This is a genomic window from Azospirillum sp. TSO22-1 (assembly GCF_003116015.1).
GTDB lineage: Bacteria > Pseudomonadota > Alphaproteobacteria > Azospirillales > Azospirillaceae > Azospirillum.
Map to the genome: position 1 here is coordinate 35,940 of NZ_LGQZ01000075.1, position 17,167 is coordinate 53,106.

Consider the following 17,167-nt stretch of genomic DNA (forward strand, 5'->3'; position numbering starts at 1 on the left):
GCTCAGCGGCCGAACAGCCCCTTGAGCCCCTGTTCCACCGATCCCTTGGGGATCTGCGCCGGCGCGCCCTTCAGCGCGTTGCCGACGGGATCGGACGAGCCGTCCGTCCGCCCGCCGGGGGAGCCCGAGCTGCCCGAGCCCGTCAGGCCGCCGAGGATGTCGGCCGGGGAGGCGCCTTCCTTGAGGCGCCGCACCGCGTCGGCCGCCTTCGCCGGGTCGCCGATGGCTGAAGCCGCGACCGCGCTGAAGTCCGGCTGGATCGACGGGGAGTCGAAGGTCCCGGTGACGAGAACGGGGACCGTCACGCCGGCAAGGTCGCGCCGCCCGCCCTGACCCTTCACGGTCGCCGCGGCCGTCGGGTTGAGGCGGAGGTCGAGCGTCCGTGCCGGCAGCGACACCGCTCCCGCGCCGTCGAGGCGGAAGAGCGGCGCCTGCATGTGCAGGTCCGCCGTATGGGCCACACCGTTCTCGAGGCGGAAGTTGCCGCCGAACTCGGCGAAATCGGTCTCCTGGGCGGCGCCCTGCTGGCCGCCGGTGGCGGCCGCGATCGGATCGCGCAGGATGGCGGCGATGTTGATGCCCTTCAGCGCGCCATTGTGGAGGACGATGCGGGCGGTCCCGTTCAGGGCGGAGACCAGGGCCTTCTGGCTGGCCCCGGCGGCGGCAAGATCCGCTTCGAGCGACGTGGCGCCGCGCAGGCGGTCCGTTCCGGCCAGGGTGGCGAGCATCTGCTCTGCCCGCAGGCCGTCGGCGGAGGCCTTCAGCGCGAAGCCGGCCGGCTGGCGGGTGGCGTCGATCCGCACCGCGGTGCTGGTCCGCCCGCCCAGCGCGGGGAGGTCCGGCGTCTCGACCGCCAGGACGCCGTCCTGCAGGCGCAGCGTCGTCCGGCTCGGCCCGAGCTTGATGTTGCGGACCTGGAGTCCCCGGCTCTCGATCACCGCGTCGATATTCGCACGCCGCAGCGCCGAGACGTCGATCGGCTCGTCGCTCCACCCGGCGGAGCGCCCGCCGCGGTCCGGGGGGAGGAAGCGGTCGAGGTTCACCGGATCGACCGATGCGCGCACCGTCACCGCCGGCACCCGGCCGGACCAGTCGGCCGTCGCGTCGCCGCTCGCCTTGATGTCGTCGAGCGCCAGCGTCAGCCCGTCGAGCGCGGCCTGCCGCCCGCCGAGGCCGGCCTTGCCGGCAAGGCTCACGCTGCGCACGGGCAGGGTCTGCGGGTTCGGCACGCCGAGCCAGGCGGCCACGGCGCGCAGGTCCGGGACCGACACCGACAGCGGCCCGCCGGTGCGCCCGTCCGCCTCCGGCCCGGCCTCCAGCCTGGCCTCGAACAGGTCGGACGAGACCTCGCCCCGCACGGTCGTCGGCCGCTGCTCCGCCAGGGCGCGCGGCGACGCGACCGTGGCCCTCAGGACGAGCGCCCGGTCGTTGACCTTCGCGCTGCCATCGACCTGGGCGGGGGTGTCGAGATCGGGCATGGTGACGGTCAGCGCCCCGTCCGACACCTGCACGGACTGGCCGGTGCGCTCGTCCCGATAGGTGGCCGACGCGTTGCCGAGGCGGACGTCGCCGAGGCGGGTGTCGGGAAGGCGGACCGGCTCCGCGGACTTCGGCTGGGCTGCGCCGGCCTCCTGGGTGCCGCCCCCTTGGCCGAAGTCCCAGTTGGGCCGCCCCTCGGCGTCGACCAGGAGGTTGGCGCGAAGGCCATCGACCGTCAGGCGCCGCACCTCCACCGTGCCGCGCAGCAGCGGCCACACCGGGATCTCCAACTCGCTCGCCCCGAGTTCGAGCATCGGTGGCCGCCCGCTGCCCGGCACGTCCGAGAGCGCCGCCGTCTCCACCATCGCCCGGATGTGGGGAAACACCGACACCGAGGCGAAGCGGATGGACAGGTCGCGGCCGGTGCGTTCCTTCACCGCCGCCGCGAGACGCTCGGCGATGAAGCCGCCGGTGAGGACGTAGGGGAGGGCGGCCACGACGACGATGACGACGCCGACGATGGCGGCGACCGCGATCAGGAGCTTCTTCATGCCGCCCCCCTTCATGCCTGCTGCTGCGTTCCGGGTCTTTCCGCCGCGGCTATCGCTCGTAGGCGGCCATGGTGACGAGGGCTTGCGCGAGCCTGAAGAACTTGTTGCCCGCCATGTCCTCGATGGTGCGGATGCCGAAGGCGGACTTCAGCGCCTCGGCGTCCTTCTCCGTCACCCCCTGGAGCGCGGAGGGGGAAAGCTTGAGGATGTCGCGGAACGGCTTGCCTTCGTGCGCCTTGTCGAGCACCTCGCCGAGAACGAGATTCGTCATCGCCCTGTCCCCCTGGGATGTGTGCCTGGGTCCTGGTTATCCGGGCGCGCCCGCTCCCCACGGTCTCGCCCGCTACCCAGAACAGGGCCGCGGGCCGGACGTTCCGTGGCCCCCCGCTACCCACACGGGATACGGCGCCCCATGCTTCTGCGTACCCCCGGCGTCCGGCGCCGGAGCAGTATTCTCGGACGAGATCCCGCGACCGGGAGGGTGCCCATGCCCCGCAACGCCGTCGCCGCCGTTTGCCTCGTCCTGCTGTGCACCGCGCCGGCGGTGGCGGAGGCACAGTTCGTCACCTTCCAGGATCCCCGCGAAGGAGCCTTCACCGTCCAGGTGCCGGCCGGCTGGGGGGTGAGCGGCGGCACGGTGCGCCGCTCTGCGGTGGACGTCGTCATGCCGGTCGCCGCCGTGTCGCCGGACAACCAGATCGGCCTGTTCCTCGGCGACGCCGACGTCCCGGTGTTCTCCATCATGAACGACACGATGCGGATGCTCGGATTCCGCGAGGGCCAGCCCTACAGCCCGGGATACGGGCAGACCCTCATCCTGTGGAACTACCAGCCCGGCCACGTCTTCGCCCGGAATTACGGGCAGCGGCGGTTCGGCGCCTCGTGCGGCAGTGCCCTCGGGGTCGTCGACAACCGGCCGCGCCCGGACATGACGCAGCGGCTGAACGGCATCTTCCAGCAGGGCGGCATGGTGCAGCAGACCGTGCAGGCCGGCGAGGCCGCCTTCGCCTGCACCAACCAGTACGGCCGCTGGGCCGCCTACGTCTTCGCCGCCACCATGTTCACCGGCACGGGGCAGACGGGCGTCTGGGATGCCCACCTGCTGTACGGCTTCCACGCCCCGGAGCACCGCGCCGCCGAGGCGGCGGGCCTGCTCGCCCACATGGTCGGCAGCTTCACGCCGAACCCGCAATGGTGGGCCGCCCAACTCGGCACCACCGGCAACGTCAGCGGGATCGTCACCCGCACCGGGCAGGAGATCGCCGCCACCATCAGCGGCAGCTACTGGTCGGGCGTCGCCGCGCAGAACCGCATGAGCCAGAACCGCAGCGACGCCACCCGCGGGGTCGAGCGCTGGACCGATCCCGCGACCGGCCAGGACTACGAACTGAAGAACGGTCCGCGCTATCAATGGGTGAACCCGCGCGGCCAGACCTTCGGCAGCGATCACGACACCCCGCCGGGGCCGGACTGGCGCCCGCTGGCACGGCAGCCGTAGGCGTGCCGCGCCTCAGGCCGCCCGGATCCGGCCGAGGAACGTCTCCACCTCCAGGCGCAGCGTGTCGGCCTGCCGGAAGAGCTGGTTCGACGCGTCCAGCACCTGCGAAGCCGCGGTGCCGGTCTGCGTGGCGATCTGGTTCACCTGCACGACGGTGTTGGTGACCTCCTCGGTGCCCTGCGCCGCCTGCTGGACGTTGCGGGTGATCTCGCTGGTGGTGGCGTTCTGCTCCTCGATGGCCGCGGCGATGGCGGAGGCGATCTCGTTCATGGTCGCGATGGTCGTGCCGATCCCTTCGATGGCCTGGACCGTCTCCTGCGTCGCCGTCTGCACGTTGGTGATCTGCGCCACGATCTGCTCGGTCGCCCGGGCGGTCTGGGTGGCCAGCGCCTTCACCTCGCTGGCCACCACGGCAAAGCCCTTGCCCATCTCGCCGGCGCGCGCCGCCTCGATGGTGGCGTTCAAGGCCAGCAGGTTGGTCTGCGAGGCGATGTCCTGGATCAGCTTGACCACCTCGCCGATCTGCGCGGCCTCCCCGGCGAGGCTGCGCACAGAGCCGGTGGTCTGCTGGGCCTCGACGACGGCCTTCCCGGCGATCTCGTTGGAGCGCGTGACCTGCCGGCTGATCTCCTGGATCGACGCCACCATCTCCTCGGCGGCGGCGGCGACGGTCTGCACGTTGGCCGAGGTCTGCTCGGCCGCCGCCGCCGAGGCGGTGGCCTGCTCGTTGGTCTGCTCGGCCAGCGAGGCCATGCTGGCGGCCGTCCGGCCGAGTTCGCCGGAGGCCGACGTGACGCTGCCGAGGGTACCCGAGACGCTCTGGTCGAAGCGCCGCAGCAGGTCCTCGATGGCGGCGGCGCGGTGTTCCTTCGCCTGCCGCTCGGCCTCCTGCTCCGCCGCCAGCCGCCGCGCGTGGAGGGCGTTGCCCTTGAACACCTCGACCGCCGCGGCCATCGCGCCGATCTCGTCCCTCTGGCCGGCCGCCGGGATGCGGACGTCCAGGTTGCCGTCCACCAGTTGCGTCATAGTGCCCGTCATCGCCTTGATCGGCTGCACGATTCCGCGGACCATGACCGCGGCGATCGTTCCGACGGTCGCCAGCAGGGCCAGCACGATGGCGAGCACCGCGTAGAATTCGGTGGCCGCGTCCGCCGCGATGCGCTCCGCCATCTGCGTGAGGTCGGCGGTGAGGCGATCCTCCACCGACCGGATGAGGTCCATGCGCGCGGTCGTGACGCGAAGCCAGGACGGACCGTCGGCGCCCTTCAGGTTGCCGGAGAGGCCGCCCTCCGCGACCGCCTTGCGCAGGCGCTCCAACTCGCCCGCGGTCTCGTGCGCCATGGTTTGCCGGAACAGCGCGCGCTGGTCCTCGCGCGCGTAGGATTCGAACGTCCGGAAGTAGGAGTCCTGGGTTGCCGCGAGGAGGGCCAGCCGGCGCAGCAGGTCTTCGCTGAACGCGCCGGCGGAGAAGCCCTGCATGCCCGTCGCCCGTTCCTGTCCGGCGCGCTCCTTGCCCTGCATCAGGTTGACGTAGGCGAGGATCGCCCGCGGCACGTCGGCGTGCTTGATGGCGAAGGCGGCTTCGCCGATCACGTCCAGCAGGGTGCCGACGGTGGCCGTGTAGTAGGCGGCGACGTCCGCAGCCGTCAGGGTCAGGGCGAGGCTCTGCTTGCGCGTCGCGTCGAGCTTCGCCACGGCGGCCCGCGCCGTTTCGAGGTTGCGGATGAAGCCGCCGGGCACCGTCTGCCGGTCGATGCCGGCCACCGCCGTGTCGAAGAGCCGGAGCGCCCGGTCGGTGGCGTCCCGTTGCGTATCGAACTCGGCGCGGAACGTCTGGCCCTTGCTGCCGACGTAGCCGACGGAGACGGCGCGCTCCTTCTGCAGTTCGTGGGCGAGGCCGTTGATGTTGGACACGGCGTTGGAAAGCCGGACGAGCTTGTCCATCTCGCGCCCTTCCTGCCGCTTCTCCAGGAGCATTTCGCCGGCGAGCCCGAGCATTCCAAGGCATGGAAGCAGCGCGACGAGCAGGACGCGCGTTGCAATCTTCACATTGTGCAGCCTCATCGCCGCCTCCAGAGCTTCACCTCGAAGCTGGAGAATAGGCCTGGAAAAATTACCATAACATTGCGCTCTGGTTTGGATCTGGCAGTTTTTGAGTCACAATCGGATTGTGGGTTTTCTTGTGTTTGGGGCGTATGGTGTTGCATTTATTCGAAAGTTCTTTTGCAATCTCAGCGTATTGAATTGTGCGCTATGCTCTTTTGCCTGGGAGCCAACGACGCTTTTCCGGCAACTGGGAATAATGGCGCGACGATCTCCGTTCGACGTTTGTGTGCGGTGGCCGGTGCCGCCGTGCTGCTGCCATAAGCCGCAGCGCCCGACCTGATTTCGGTCATGGCACGCAACCCGCTGAAGGCGCAGACTTCTCCAGCCCGCATCGCCTGCCGAAGGGAAGCGCCATGCCGAACCCCGCCATCGCCATCATGGACGGCAACGAGGCCGCCGCGTCGGTCGCGTACCGCGCCAGCGAGGTCATCGCCATCTACCCGATCACCCCGTCCTCGCCGATGGGCGAGCTGTCGGACGAGTGGGCGGCGCACCGCAAGGCCAACGTCTGGGGCGCCATCCCCCAGGTGATCGAGATGCAGTCGGAGGGCGGCGCCGCCGGCGCCGTGCACGGTGCCCTCCAGGCCGGCGCGCTGGCGACGACCTTCACGGCGTCGCAAGGCCTGCTGCTGATGATCCCCAACATGTACAAGATCGCCGGGGAGCTGACGCCGTTCTGCATGCATGTGGCGGCGCGCACGGTGGCGACGCACGCGCTGTCGATCTTCGGCGACCATTCCGACGTCATGGCCTGCCGGCAGACCGGCTTCGCCATGCTGGCCTCGGCCAGCGTGCAGGAGGCGCACGACCTGGCGCTGGTGGCGCACGCGTCGACGCTGGCCGCCCGCATCCCGTTCCTGCACTTCTTCGACGGCTTCCGCACCTCGCACGAGGTCAGCCGCGTCGAGACGCTGGCGGACGACGACCTCCGCGCGCTGCTGAGCGACGAGGCGGTCACCGCGCACCGCCGCCATGCGCTGAGCCCCGACCATCCGGTGCTGCGCGGCACGGCGCAGAATCCCGACGTGTTCTTCCAGGCCCGCGAGTCCTGCAACCGCTTCTACGAGGCCTGCCCGGCCACCGTGCAGGAGATGATGGACCGGCTGGCCAGGCGCACCGGCCGCCGCTACCGCCTGTTCGACTACGTCGGCCACACGCAGGCGGAGCGCGTGGTGATCGCCATGGGCTCCGGCGCCGAGACCTGCGCCGAGACCGCGGCCTTCCTCGCCGCAAAGGGCGAGCGGGTGGGCTGCGTCGTCGTCCGCCTGTTCCGCCCCTTCTCGATCGTCGATTTCGTGGCGGCGCTGCCGGAGACGGTGCGGCGCATCGCCGTGCTCGACCGCACCAAGGAGCCGGGCGCCGTCGCCGACCCGCTGTACCTCGACGTGGTCGCGGCGCTGGGCGAGGCGCGGGCGGCGGGCAGCCTCAAGGACGAGCCGCTGGTGATCGGCGGCCGCTACGGCCTGTCGTCCAAGGAGTTCACGCCGGCCATGGTCCGGGGGGTGTTCGACGAGCTGGCGCGCGAGCGGCCGAAGCGGCGCTTCACGGTGGGCATCGTCGATGACGTGACGCACAGCTCCATCCCCTGGGACGAGGACTTCGCCATCGAGGGCGACGAGGTCTCGCGCGCCGTGTTCTTCGGCCTCGGCGCCGACGGCACGGTGGGGGCCAACAAGAACTCCATCAAGATCATCCAGGGCCACACCGGGCAGTTCGCCCAGGCGTACTTCGTCTACGACAGCCGCAAGTCCGGCTCGACCACCGTGTCGCACCTGCGCTTCGCGAAGACGCCGATCCGCGCGCCCTACCTGATCCGGCAGGCGCAGTTCGTCGCCTGCCACCACTTCCCGCTGATGGAGCGCATGGAGGTGGTGGAGATGGCCGCCCCCGGCGCCACCGTGCTGCTCAACGCGCCGGGCACGCCCGCGGAGGTGTGGGCGACGCTGCCGCGCGAGGTGCAGAAGGCCTGCATCGACAAACAGGTGAAGCTCTACACCGTGGACGCCACCGCCGTGGCGCGCGAGACCGGCATGGGCCGGCGCATCAACACCATCATGCAGACCTGCTTCTTCGCGCTGTCCGGCGTGATGCCGCAGGACGAGGCCATCGACGACATCAAGGCCGCCATCCAGAAGACTTACGGCCGCCGCAGCGAGGAGGCGGTCCAGCGGAACTTCGCCGCGGTGGACGAGGCGCTGACCCACCTGCACCGCATCGAGCTGCCGGCCGAGGTCACCGCCGGCCACGCCCGGCCCGCCGTGGTGCCGGCGCACGCGCCGGACTTCGTGCAGCGGGTCACCGCGGCGATCATCGCCGGGCACGGCGACCGGCTGCCGGTCTCCGCCTTCCCGGTGGACGGCACCTGGCCGACCGGCACCGCGAAGTACGAGAAGCGCAGCATCGCCACCGAGGTGCCGGCCTGGAACGCCGAGCTGTGCATCCAGTGCAACAAGTGCGCGATGGTCTGCCCGCACGCGGTGATCCGCGTGAAGGCGGTGCCGGAGGCGGCGGTGGCGGACGCGCCGGAGGGCTTCACCACGCTGGCCTACAAGGGCAGCGAGTTCGGGCCGAGCCGCTACCGCCTGCAGGTCTCGCCGGCCGACTGCACCGGCTGCACGCTGTGCGTCGAGGTCTGTCCGGCCAAGGACAAGGCCAACCCGCGCCGCAAGGCGCTGGAGATGCGCCCCTTCGCCGAGCTGGCGCACGAGCAGCCGCTGTTCGACTACTTCCTGGCGCTGCCCGAGGCGCCGCGCGCCCAGGTGCCGTTCACCGTCAAGCACACGCAGTTGCTGGAGCCGCTGTTCGAGTTCCCCGGCGCCTGCTCCGGCTGCGGCGAGACGCCTTACATCAAGCTGCTCACCCAGCTGTTCGGCGACCGGGCGGTGATCGCCAACGCCACCGGCTGCTCGTCGATCTACGGCGGCAACCTGCCGACCACGCCCTACACCACCAACGCCGACGGCCGCGGCCCGGCCTGGGCCAACTCGCTGTTCGAGGACAACGCCGAGTTCGGCCTGGGCATCCGCGTCGCGCTGGATGCGCTGGGCGAGCAGGCGCGCGACCTGCTGGCGCAGCTGGCCTCCGGCCTGAACCCCGACCTGGTGACGGCGATCCTGTCCGCCGACATGACGCGAGCCGACCTGAACCAGGAGGCGGCCATCGCCGCCCAGCGCGAGCGGGTGGCGGAGCTGCGCCGGCAGCTCGCCCGCCTCGACGGCCCGCCGGCGCGGCGGCTGGAGGAGCTGGCCGACCATCTGGTGCGCAAGAGCGTGTGGATCGTCGGCGGCGACGGCTGGGCCTACGACATCGGCTACGGCGGCCTCGACCACGTGCTGGCGTCGGACCGCGACGTGAACATCCTGGTGCTGGACACCGAGGTGTACTCCAACACCGGCGGCCAGCAGTCGAAGGCGACGCCGATCGGCGCCTCGGCCAAGTTCGCCATGGCCGGCCGCTCGGTCGCCAAAAAGGACCTGGGCATGATCGCCATGGCGTACGAGCACGTGTACGTCGCGCAGGTCGCCTTCGGCGCCAAGGACTCGCAGACGGTGGCGGCCTTCATGGAGGCGGAGAGCCACCGCGGCCCGTCCCTCATCATCGCCTACAGCCACTGCATCGCGCACGGCTACGACATGGCGCACGGGCTGAAGCAGCAGAAGCTGGCGGTGGACAGCGGGCACTGGCCGCTGTACCGCCACGACCCGCGCCGGCTCGACACCGGGGAGGCGCCGCTGGAGATGGACAGCGGCCCGCCGAAGGTCAAGCTCGGCGACTTCATGGCCGGCGAGGCGCGCTTCCAGGTGGTCGAACGCGACGACCCCGAGCGCTTCCGCGAGCTGCTGAAGCGGGCGGAGGAGAACAACCGGCTGAAGTACGACCTCTACAAGCACATGGCCGGCTTCGCCGAACCGCTGCCCGGCATGCCCAGCGACGACGACTAAGCGGGAGGAACGGCCATGGACCTGACGACCGAGTACCTGGGCCTGAAACTGGCCCACCCGCTGATGCCCGGCGCCTCGCCGCTGGTGGACGACCTGGACGTGGTGCGGCGGCTGGAGGACGCCGGGGCCAGCGCCATCGTCATGCACTCGCTGTTCGAGGAGCAGATCACCCGCGTCGAGATGGGCGCGCTGGAGGCGCGCGAGAGCACCGCGTTCCTGTCGGCCGAGGCGCGCGGCTTCTTCCCGCCGCTGGACCGCTACGCGCTCGGCCCCGACGCCTACCTGGGGCAGGTGGCGCGCATCAGGGAGGCGGTCTCCGTGCCGGTGATCGCCTCGCTGAACGGCATGACGCCGTCGGGCTGGACCCGCTACGCCGGCCTGATCGAGCAGGCGGGGGCGGACGCGCTGGAGCTGAACCTGTACTTCATGGCGACCGATCCGGACGTGTCGGGGCAGGCCGTCGAGGACCGCATGGTCGAGCTGGTGCGCATGGTCCGCGCGGCGGTGGAGATCCCGCTGGCGGTCAAGCTGTCGCCCTACGTCACCGCGCTGCCGGCGCTGGTGAAGCGGCTGGAGGCGGAGGGGGTGGACGGGCTGGTGCTGTTCAACCGCTTCTACCAGCCGGACATCGACGTCGAGGCGCTGGAGGCCGCGCCGACGCTGGAGCTGTCGCGCCCCGACGAGCTGCGCCTGCGGCTGCGCTGGCTGGCGGCGCTGTCCGGTCGGGTCACGCCGTCGCTGGCGGCGTCCGGCGGCGTGCACACGGCGGTGGACGCGCTGAAGGCGGTGATGGCCGGCGCCCACGCGGTGCAGGTGGTCTCCGCCTTGCTCAGGCACGGTCCGGAGCGGCTGGCGGTCCTGCGGGGCGAGCTGACCCGCTGGCTGGAGGAGCACGAGTACGAGTCCCTCGCCCAGGCGCAGGGCAGCATGAACCTGCTGCGCTGCCCCGATCCCGCGGCGTTCGAGCGCGGCAACTACCAGAAGATCCTGCAGGGCTGGAAGCGCGAGGGGTGGTGAAAAACCCTCTCCCGCCCCGGGAGAGGGAGGGGCCCGCGCGGAGCGCGGGAGGGTGAGGGTAAGTCCAAGGATCCTCGCAATGACCCTCACCCGGCCGCTGCGCGGCCACCCTCTCCCGGGACGGGAGAGGGGTATATTCCCCCCTCCGCCTTGACCGCGCCCGGATGCCTTTGCCAAGCTGCCCATCGTTTCGGCAACCGAGCCCATCATGCTGACGCTGCGCTATCTCGCGATCGACACGTTCCGCGAGAACGTCGCCTTCCTCAACCGCCAGTGCGCCGCCTACAAGGTCGAGGACTTCCTTGGCCTCGGCCGGGTCGAGGTGCGCGGCAACGGCAAGGCGCTGCCGGCGGTGCTCAACATCGTCGATGACTCCTCGATCCTCAAGCCGGACGAGATCGGCCTGTCCGCCCCGGCCTTCCGCCACCTCGGCATGCCCGACGGCGCGCGGGTCGAGGTGCGCCATCCCCACCCGCCGGTCAGCTTCGAGATGGTGCGCGCCAAGGTCACCGGGGCCGAGCTGGACCAGGCCGCCCTGGACGCCGTGGTGCGCGACATCGCCGCGCAGCGCTATTCGAAGATCGAGGTCGCCGCCTTCCTGGTCGCCTGCGCCGGCTTCATGACCACCGACGAGGTGCTGGGCCTGACCCGCGCCATGGTCGCGGCCGGCGCCCGCCTCACCTGGGACCTGCCGCGGGTGGTGGACAAGCACTGCATCGGAGGCATTCCCGGCAACCGCACCTCGATGATCGTGGTGCCGCTGGTGGCGGCGCACGGGCTGCCGATCCCGAAGACCTCGTCGCGCGCCATCACCTCGCCGGCCGGCACCGCCGACACCATGGAGGTTCTGGCCAACGTCGACGTGCCCGTCGAGCGCATGCAGGAGATGGTGCGCACGGTGAAGGGCTGTCTGGTCTGGGGCGGCCACGTCAACCTCTCCCCGGCCGACGACGTGCTGATCGCCGTCGAGCGCCCGCTGGCGGTGGACACGCGCGAGCAGCTGGTGGCTTCCATCCTGTCGAAGAAGGTGGCGGCCGGATCCTCGCATCTGCTGGTCGACATCCCGGTCGGCCCCTCGGCCAAGGTGCGCTCCATGGCCGAGGCGGTGCGCCTGCGCAAGCTGTTCGAGTTCGTCGGCGACAAGCTCGGCCTCGTGCTGGAGGTGGCGATCACCGACGGCTCGCAGCCGGTCGGCTTCGGCATCGGCCCGGTGCTGGAGGCGCGCGACGTGATGGCGGTGCTGCGCAACGAGCCGGCCGCCCCCGCCGACCTGCGCGAGCGCGCGCTGCACCTCGCCGGCACCATCATCGAGTTCGACCCCGCGGTGCGCGGCGGCACCGGCGTCCGCCGTGCCCGCGAGCTGCTGGAGAGCGGCGCCGCGCTCGCCGCCATGGAGCGCATCATCACCGAACAGGGGCCGCCGCCGCGGCCGTCCCGGCTGGGCGACCTCGTGCACGAGGTGGCGGCGTCCGGGGACGGCGTGGTGACGGCCATCGACTGCTACCGCATCGCCCGCATCGCGCGCCTCGCCGGCGCGCCGTCCGAGAAGGGGGCGGGCATCGACCTGTTGCACAAGGTCGGCGCGACCGTCCGCAAGGGCGAGCCGCTCTACCGCATCCACGCCCACACCGCCCCGGATTTCGCCTTCGCCCGCGGCCACGCCGACGAGGACAGCGGCGTCCGCATCAACGGCGGCAACGGAGAGAACCACCCATGAGCCGCTACACCGGCGTCTACGGCTTCCCGGAATCGGCGGAGGGCGCACAGCGTCTGGCCGCGGCGCTGGGCGTCCCCTGCGCCATCGCCGAGCTGCACCGTTTCCCCGACGGCGAGAGCCTGGTGCGCGTGCCGGAGCGCATGGAGCGCGCCGTCGTCTACCGCTCGCTCGACCGTCCGAACGACAAGCTGATCGAGCTGGTGCTCGCCGCCTCGGTGCTGCGGCGCGAGGGCGCGAAGGAGCTGTGCCTCGTCGCCCCCTACATGGCCTACATGCGCCAGGACGCGGTGTTCCGCCCCGGCGAGCCGGTCAGCCAGAAGGTGGTCGGCGCATGGCTGGCGCAGCACTTCGACCGCATCCTCTGCGTCGAGCCGCACCTGCACCGCACCGGCCAGCTCGACGAGGTGTTCCCGGGACGGCGCACCGACGCGCTGTCCGGCGCCCCGGTGATCGCCGCCGCGCTGCGCGGCCTCGACCCCGACAGCGTCGTCGTCGGCCCCGACGAGGAGGCCGAGCCGCTGATCGAGGCGACCGCCCGCGGCCTCGGCGTGGCGTGGACCTGCGGCCGCAAGGAGCGGCGCGGCGACCGCGACGTCACCGTGGTGCTGCCGGAGACCGCCGATCTGCGCGGCCGGCCGGTGGTGATCGTCGACGACGTCATCAGCTCCGGCGAGACCATCTTCTCCTGTGCCCGCGCCGCCCGCGCGCTGGGCGCCGCGTCGGTCCGCGTGGCGGCGGTGCACGCGCTGTTCACCGCCGGAACGGCGGCGCGCTTCCCGATGGAGGGGATCGACAGCGTGATGTCCTGCGACGGCGTCCCGCACCCGTCCAACGCCCTGCCACTGGCGCCGATGATCGCCGAGGCGCTGAATCGATAGAAGGGGCCGCACATGAAGCTCACGCTCACCTTCCACGGGGCGGCCGGGACGGTCACCGGCTCGTGCTTCCGGCTCTCCACCGGCAACGGCGACGTGCTGATCGACTGCGGCCTGTTCCAGGGCACCAAGACGGTGCGCGAGCTGAACTACCGGCCGTTCCCGTTCAACCCGGCCTCGTTGCGCGCCGTGCTGCTGACGCACGCGCACATCGACCATGCCGGGCTGGTGCCGAAGCTGGTGCGCCAGGGCTACCGCGGCCCCGTCTACGCCACGCCGGCCACGGTCGACCTGCTGGAATACATGCTGCCCGACAGCGGCTACATCCAGGAGACCGACGTCGAGCGCCTGAACCGCCGCAACCGCCAGCGCGGCCGGCCCGCCGTGCAGCCCATCTACACCGAGGAGGACGCCCGGGCCTCGCTGAAGCGCCTGAAGCCGGTCGGCTACGACCGCTGGGTGGACGTGATCGCCGGCGTGCGGGCGCGTTTCTGGCAGGCCGGACACCTGTTGGGTTCCGCCTCGGTCGAACTGGAGGTGGCGAACCACGGCCGGGATCCGGTCCGCCTGCTGTTCTCCGGCGACGTCGGCCCCGGCGGCAAGGCCTTCCACGAGGGCGCCGAGGCGCCGGTGCACCCCGACTGGCTGGTCATGGAGACCACCTACGGCGACCGCAACCGCGAGGAGCTCGGCCACGAGCAGCGCCGCGCCCTGCTGGCCGCGGAGGTGCGCGCGGCGCTGGAGGCGGGCGGGCCGCTGCTGATCCCGGTGTTCGCTGTGGAGCGTACGCAGGAACTGCTCTACGACCTCGACCGCCTGTTCGACACCGGGGTGCTGCCGCCGGTGGAGGTGTTCCTGGACTCGCCGCTGGCCGATGCGGTGACCGGCGTCTTCCGCCGCCATCTCGCGGAGATCGGCAGTGCGGGGGACGATCCCTTCGTGCGGCCGAACTTCCACCGCGTGCTCAGCGTGGCGGAGAGCCAGACGCTCAACGCGCTGAGGGGCGGCGCCATCATCATGGCGGCCAGCGGCATGTGCGACGCCGGCCGCATCCGCCACCACCTGAAGAACCACCTGTGGCGGCCGGGGACGACGGTGCTGCTGGTCGGCTATCAGGCGCCCGGCACGCTGGGCCACACGCTGCGGCAAGGCGCCCCGCGCGTGCGCATCCACGGCGAGGAGGTCGAGGTGCGGGCGCGCATCCGTTCGCTCGACGTCTATTCCGGCCACGCCGACCGCGATGGGCTGCTCGACTGGCTGGAGGCCCGGCAGGGCGTCGGGCGCGGGCTGTTCCTGGTGCACGGCGAGCCCGGCGCCCGCGAGGCGATCCGGCAGGCGCTGCTGGCCAAGGGCTGGGATCCGGCGAGCATCCGCGTTCCCGACCTGGACGAGACGGTCGATCTGACGCAGCCGCGTCCGCAGACGGCCGGGGACGGCGCGCCGCGCCTGCCGGCCGCGGCGATGGGCGGGGCCGACTGGCACAACCGTTACGCCGAGGCCCTGCTGGAGTTGGGCGAGGCGCTGCGGGCGGCGCCCGACGACCGCACGCGCGACCATCTGCTGGAGCGTGTCCGCAAAGCAATCCCGCAATGATTTCGTCCTGCCGGGGTGGAGGTGCGATGTTTTGTTTCTCCACATTATTGTCGCTTCGGAGTATGACTCCTTGAAGACGCTTGGGTGAGGGTTGGGGTAGCAAGGGGTTTCCGATGGCGGAGAAGAAGCCCGCGGATCCGCGCGTGGCGAACGTCGTCAAGCAGATGGCGCGCAAGCTCCAGGCTGACATTGCCGAGATAGGCAGGCTGCGCAACGGGCCGCCGCCCAGAACCTTTCCGCAGTTCCGCGAGATCCGAAACCGGCACCGCGAGATCCAGGGCCTGATGTTCTCCATCCAGGAGCGCATCGCCGAGAGCGGCGATCTGCTGCCGCCCAACTTCGCGCAGTGGCTGGTGCGGCAGAAACTGAACGAACTGGCCTTCTTCACCGACATCAGCCACGCCTTCATCAGCGACCCGCCGATCGCGCTGACCCACTCGCTGGGGGCGTTCGACGTGCTGACCTCGGAGCAGACGTCGTTCAACGAGGTGCTCGGCTACTTCGACATGATGCTCTTCGAGGCGGGCATCGACGACAAGACCGCCGACGAGCTGGACGCCACCCGCACCAAGATCGAGCACACGCTGGCGATGATCGACCGCCTGCTCGACCAGAGCCCGAAGGTGCTGCAGGAGTTCGACTGACGGCCAGCTTGGAGGGCGCCGCGGCGGCCCTAGCTTCCTCGCGTGCGGTCAACACGAGGGAGGCACACCATGGTGATGCGCAGTTCCGATGCCGAGTGGCGCGGCGATCTGAAGAGCGGCAAGGGTTCGATGCGGCTCGGGTCCGGGGCGTTCGAGGGCTCGTACTCCTTTCCATCGCGGTTCGAGAGCGGCCAGGGCACCAACCCGGAGGAGCTGATCGCGGCGGCGCACGCCGGCTGCTTCTCGATGGCGTTCTCGCACGGGCTGGCGTCGGCCGGGCACACCCCGACCAGCGTGCGCACCACGGCGCGCGTGCACCTGGAGCAGGCCGGCGGCGGCTTCGCCATCACCCGCATCGAGCTCGACTGCCAGGCGCAGGTCCCCGGCATCGACGAGGCGGCGTTCAGCAAACTCGCCGACGAGGCCAAGAAGAACTGCCCGGTGTCGAAGGCGCTGGCCGGCACCGAGATCACGCTGAACGCCCGGCTGGCATGACAACCCTCTCCCGTCCCGGGAGAGGGTGGCGCCGCAGGCGCCGGGTGAGGGTATAGGCAAGGATCCTTGGACTTACCCTCACCCTCCCGCTCTCCGAGCGGGCCCCTCCCTCTCCCGGGGCGGGAGAGGGAGACTATCCCTCCAGCACCACCTCGACCTCGCTCAGATCGCTGAGGCGGCGGGCGAGGCGTTCGGTGCACAGGACCTCCAGGATGCCGAAGGCGCCCGACGGCAGGATCGAGTGCAACTCGCCGGCCATGCCCTGTTCGGAGACGAAGCGCTTCAGGCGGTCGACGTGCAGGTCACGCTCCGACCGGCCGCGCAGGCCGCTGGTGATGCGGCTGAACTGCACCTTGTAGGGCTTGAAGATCGCTGGAGCCAAGGCGGCACCCCCTTCCTGGATGCGGCGTTCCTACCACGCCGCGGTCCCGGCGCGCACGCTTCAATTCGTCCGGCCGTCCGGCGGCGCACTACGACCAAAGGGGGATCCTGAAACGGTGCGCCGGGCTGAGGATTGTTCACAGGTTGCCGAGACGTTCGCTTGACTCCGGCAAGGGCCGTCGGCAACCCGGAAACACGCCTGAAAAATGGGCGCATGCGCCATTATGTCAGGATTTCCGCCATTTTCCGCGCCGCCTAAAAAGCGGGCAAGGTGTCTTCCGTCCTTAATCTGTCACAGGCGGAGTGATTCGTCCCGGGATTCGCCAACAGGGTTATCCACAGTTTTTGGGGATAATCCCTCCGAGGCCGGAATATCCTTTGGTATAAACAGGTTATGCCGTCCGCTCAGGCGGCGGTGGGGCGGCGTCCGGTCGGCTGCCGTGCGGGCGCCTGGGGCTCCAGCGCGGCGGCGGCGGTGCGCCGGGCCAACTCGCAGCGGATCAGGATGGAGCCGGACAGCAGCCGGCGCAGCGTTGGGCCGTCCGGGTCGCTCATGGTCTCCAGGCGGTTGCGGTTGAGCGTGTTGCGCAGGGTGCTCTCGCTCCAGCCCTGCAGCAGCGTCCGCTTCCGTGCCACGTCCGTGGCGTTCTCGAAATCGACGAGGAAGGCGGTGGCACCCATTCCGAACCCCTGGCGCAAACCCCCGGAGGAAGACCCGGCGCGCTGGAGAAGTCCCACGGCGACTCCGGTCTTGGGTTCACCATAGCAGTGCAAGCGCCCGGCTTCGCCTTGGCTTTTCGCTCAAATGCGCCTGAACGTCCGGCGGCTGCGGGAGGTGGTAGGAGGGGAGGAAGGGCGCTACGACCGCGG

Annotated in this window: 13 protein-coding genes; 8 read left to right on the forward strand and 5 right to left on the reverse strand. The window is 70.9% G+C overall.

Going from position 1 to position 17,167, the window contains the following annotated elements:
* Positions 1-2: 2 nt before the first annotated feature.
* Entirely contained in the window at positions 3-2,030 is a 2,028-nt protein-coding gene (locus tag TSO221_RS19265; protein ID WP_158284140.1) for an AsmA family protein, read from the reverse strand.
* Between the two features lie 49 nt (positions 2,031-2,079).
* Positions 2,080-2,301, reverse strand: a complete 222-nt coding sequence (locus TSO221_RS19270; protein ID WP_109120144.1) for a hypothetical protein — start codon at positions 2,299-2,301, stop codon at positions 2,080-2,082.
* Between the two features lie 216 nt (positions 2,302-2,517).
* Here TSO221_RS19270 and TSO221_RS19275 point away from each other — a divergent pair, with 216 nt between their 5' ends.
* On the forward strand, positions 2,518-3,528 hold the full coding sequence (locus tag TSO221_RS19275; protein ID WP_109120145.1) for a hypothetical protein: 1,011 nt from the start codon (positions 2,518-2,520) through the stop codon (positions 3,526-3,528).
* A 12-nt stretch (positions 3,529-3,540) separates the two neighbouring features.
* Here TSO221_RS19275 and TSO221_RS36470 read toward each other — a convergent pair whose 3' ends face one another.
* A complete protein-coding gene (locus TSO221_RS36470; protein ID WP_158284141.1) occupies positions 3,541-5,472 on the reverse strand; it encodes a nitrate- and nitrite sensing domain-containing protein in 1,932 nt (643 codons plus the stop codon).
* 515 nt (positions 5,473-5,987) lie between these two features.
* Here TSO221_RS36470 and nifJ point away from each other — a divergent pair.
* The 7 genes from nifJ to TSO221_RS19315 all read left to right on the forward strand — a co-directional run bounded on the left by nifJ (position 5,988) and on the right by TSO221_RS19315 (position 15,916).
* On the forward strand, positions 5,988-9,575 hold the full coding sequence (gene nifJ, locus TSO221_RS19285) for a pyruvate:ferredoxin (flavodoxin) oxidoreductase (protein ID WP_247878130.1): 3,588 nt from the start codon (positions 5,988-5,990) through the stop codon (positions 9,573-9,575).
* Positions 9,576-9,590: 15 nt separating this feature from the next.
* Positions 9,591-10,592 carry a dihydroorotate dehydrogenase-like protein gene (locus TSO221_RS19290; protein ID WP_109120147.1) on the forward strand — a complete coding sequence of 334 codons (1,002 nt, stop codon included), beginning with the start codon at positions 9,591-9,593 and terminating at the stop codon, positions 10,590-10,592.
* Positions 10,593-10,800: 208 nt separating this feature from the next.
* Positions 10,801-12,309 carry a thymidine phosphorylase family protein gene (locus TSO221_RS19295; protein WP_109120148.1) on the forward strand — a complete coding sequence of 503 codons (1,509 nt, stop codon included), beginning with the start codon at positions 10,801-10,803 and terminating at the stop codon, positions 12,307-12,309.
* Complete coding sequence (locus TSO221_RS19300) at positions 12,306-13,187, forward strand: ribose-phosphate diphosphokinase (RefSeq protein WP_109120149.1); 882 nt, start codon at positions 12,306-12,308, stop codon at positions 13,185-13,187. Before TSO221_RS19295 ends, TSO221_RS19300 begins: the two co-directional genes overlap by 4 nt.
* A 12-nt stretch (positions 13,188-13,199) precedes the next feature.
* Positions 13,200-14,777, forward strand: coding sequence for an MBL fold metallo-hydrolase (locus TSO221_RS19305; protein ID WP_109120150.1), 1,578 nt, complete (start codon positions 13,200-13,202; stop codon positions 14,775-14,777).
* Positions 14,778-14,890: 113 nt separating this feature from the next.
* A complete protein-coding gene (locus TSO221_RS19310; protein WP_109120151.1) occupies positions 14,891-15,421 on the forward strand; it encodes a hypothetical protein in 531 nt (176 codons plus the stop codon).
* A 69-nt stretch (positions 15,422-15,490) separates the two neighbouring features.
* A complete protein-coding gene (locus TSO221_RS19315) occupies positions 15,491-15,916 on the forward strand; it encodes an OsmC family protein (RefSeq protein WP_109120152.1) in 426 nt (141 codons plus the stop codon).
* Between the two features lie 133 nt (positions 15,917-16,049).
* On the opposite strand, the gene TSO221_RS19320 is transcribed toward TSO221_RS19315, so the two are convergent.
* Both TSO221_RS19320 and TSO221_RS19325 read right to left on the reverse strand, forming a co-directional pair.
* On the reverse strand, positions 16,050-16,298 hold the full coding sequence (locus TSO221_RS19320; RefSeq protein WP_109120153.1) for a hypothetical protein: 249 nt from the start codon (positions 16,296-16,298) through the stop codon (positions 16,050-16,052).
* 404 nt (positions 16,299-16,702) lie between these two features.
* On the reverse strand, positions 16,703-16,978 hold the full coding sequence (locus tag TSO221_RS19325; protein ID WP_109120154.1) for a hypothetical protein: 276 nt from the start codon (positions 16,976-16,978) through the stop codon (positions 16,703-16,705).
* Positions 16,979-17,167: the final 189 nt, after the last annotated feature.

Coding starts and splice junctions, on each gene's coding strand:
- nifJ (WP_247878130.1), top strand. CDS start 5,988: ATGCCGAACCCCGCCATCGCCATCATGGACGGCAACGAGGCCGCCGCG.
- TSO221_RS19315 (WP_109120152.1), top strand. CDS start 15,491: ATGGTGATGCGCAGTTCCGATGCCGAGTGGCGCGGCGATCTGAAGAGC.
- TSO221_RS19325 (WP_109120154.1), bottom strand. CDS start 16,978: ATGGGTGCCACCGCCTTCCTCGTCGATTTCGAGAACGCCACGGACGTG.
- TSO221_RS19290 (WP_109120147.1), top strand. CDS start 9,591: ATGGACCTGACGACCGAGTACCTGGGCCTGAAACTGGCCCACCCGCTG.
- TSO221_RS36470 (WP_158284141.1), bottom strand. CDS start 5,472: ATGGACAAGCTCGTCCGGCTTTCCAACGCCGTGTCCAACATCAACGGC.
- TSO221_RS19265 (WP_158284140.1), bottom strand. CDS start 2,030: ATGAAGAAGCTCCTGATCGCGGTCGCCGCCATCGTCGGCGTCGTCATC.
- TSO221_RS19310 (WP_109120151.1), top strand. CDS start 14,891: ATGGCGGAGAAGAAGCCCGCGGATCCGCGCGTGGCGAACGTCGTCAAG.
- TSO221_RS19305 (WP_109120150.1), top strand. CDS start 13,200: ATGAAGCTCACGCTCACCTTCCACGGGGCGGCCGGGACGGTCACCGGC.
- TSO221_RS19270 (WP_109120144.1), bottom strand. CDS start 2,301: ATGACGAATCTCGTTCTCGGCGAGGTGCTCGACAAGGCGCACGAAGGC.
- TSO221_RS19275 (WP_109120145.1), top strand. CDS start 2,518: ATGCCCCGCAACGCCGTCGCCGCCGTTTGCCTCGTCCTGCTGTGCACC.
- TSO221_RS19300 (WP_109120149.1), top strand. CDS start 12,306: ATGAGCCGCTACACCGGCGTCTACGGCTTCCCGGAATCGGCGGAGGGC.
- TSO221_RS19295 (WP_109120148.1), top strand. CDS start 10,801: ATGCTGACGCTGCGCTATCTCGCGATCGACACGTTCCGCGAGAACGTC.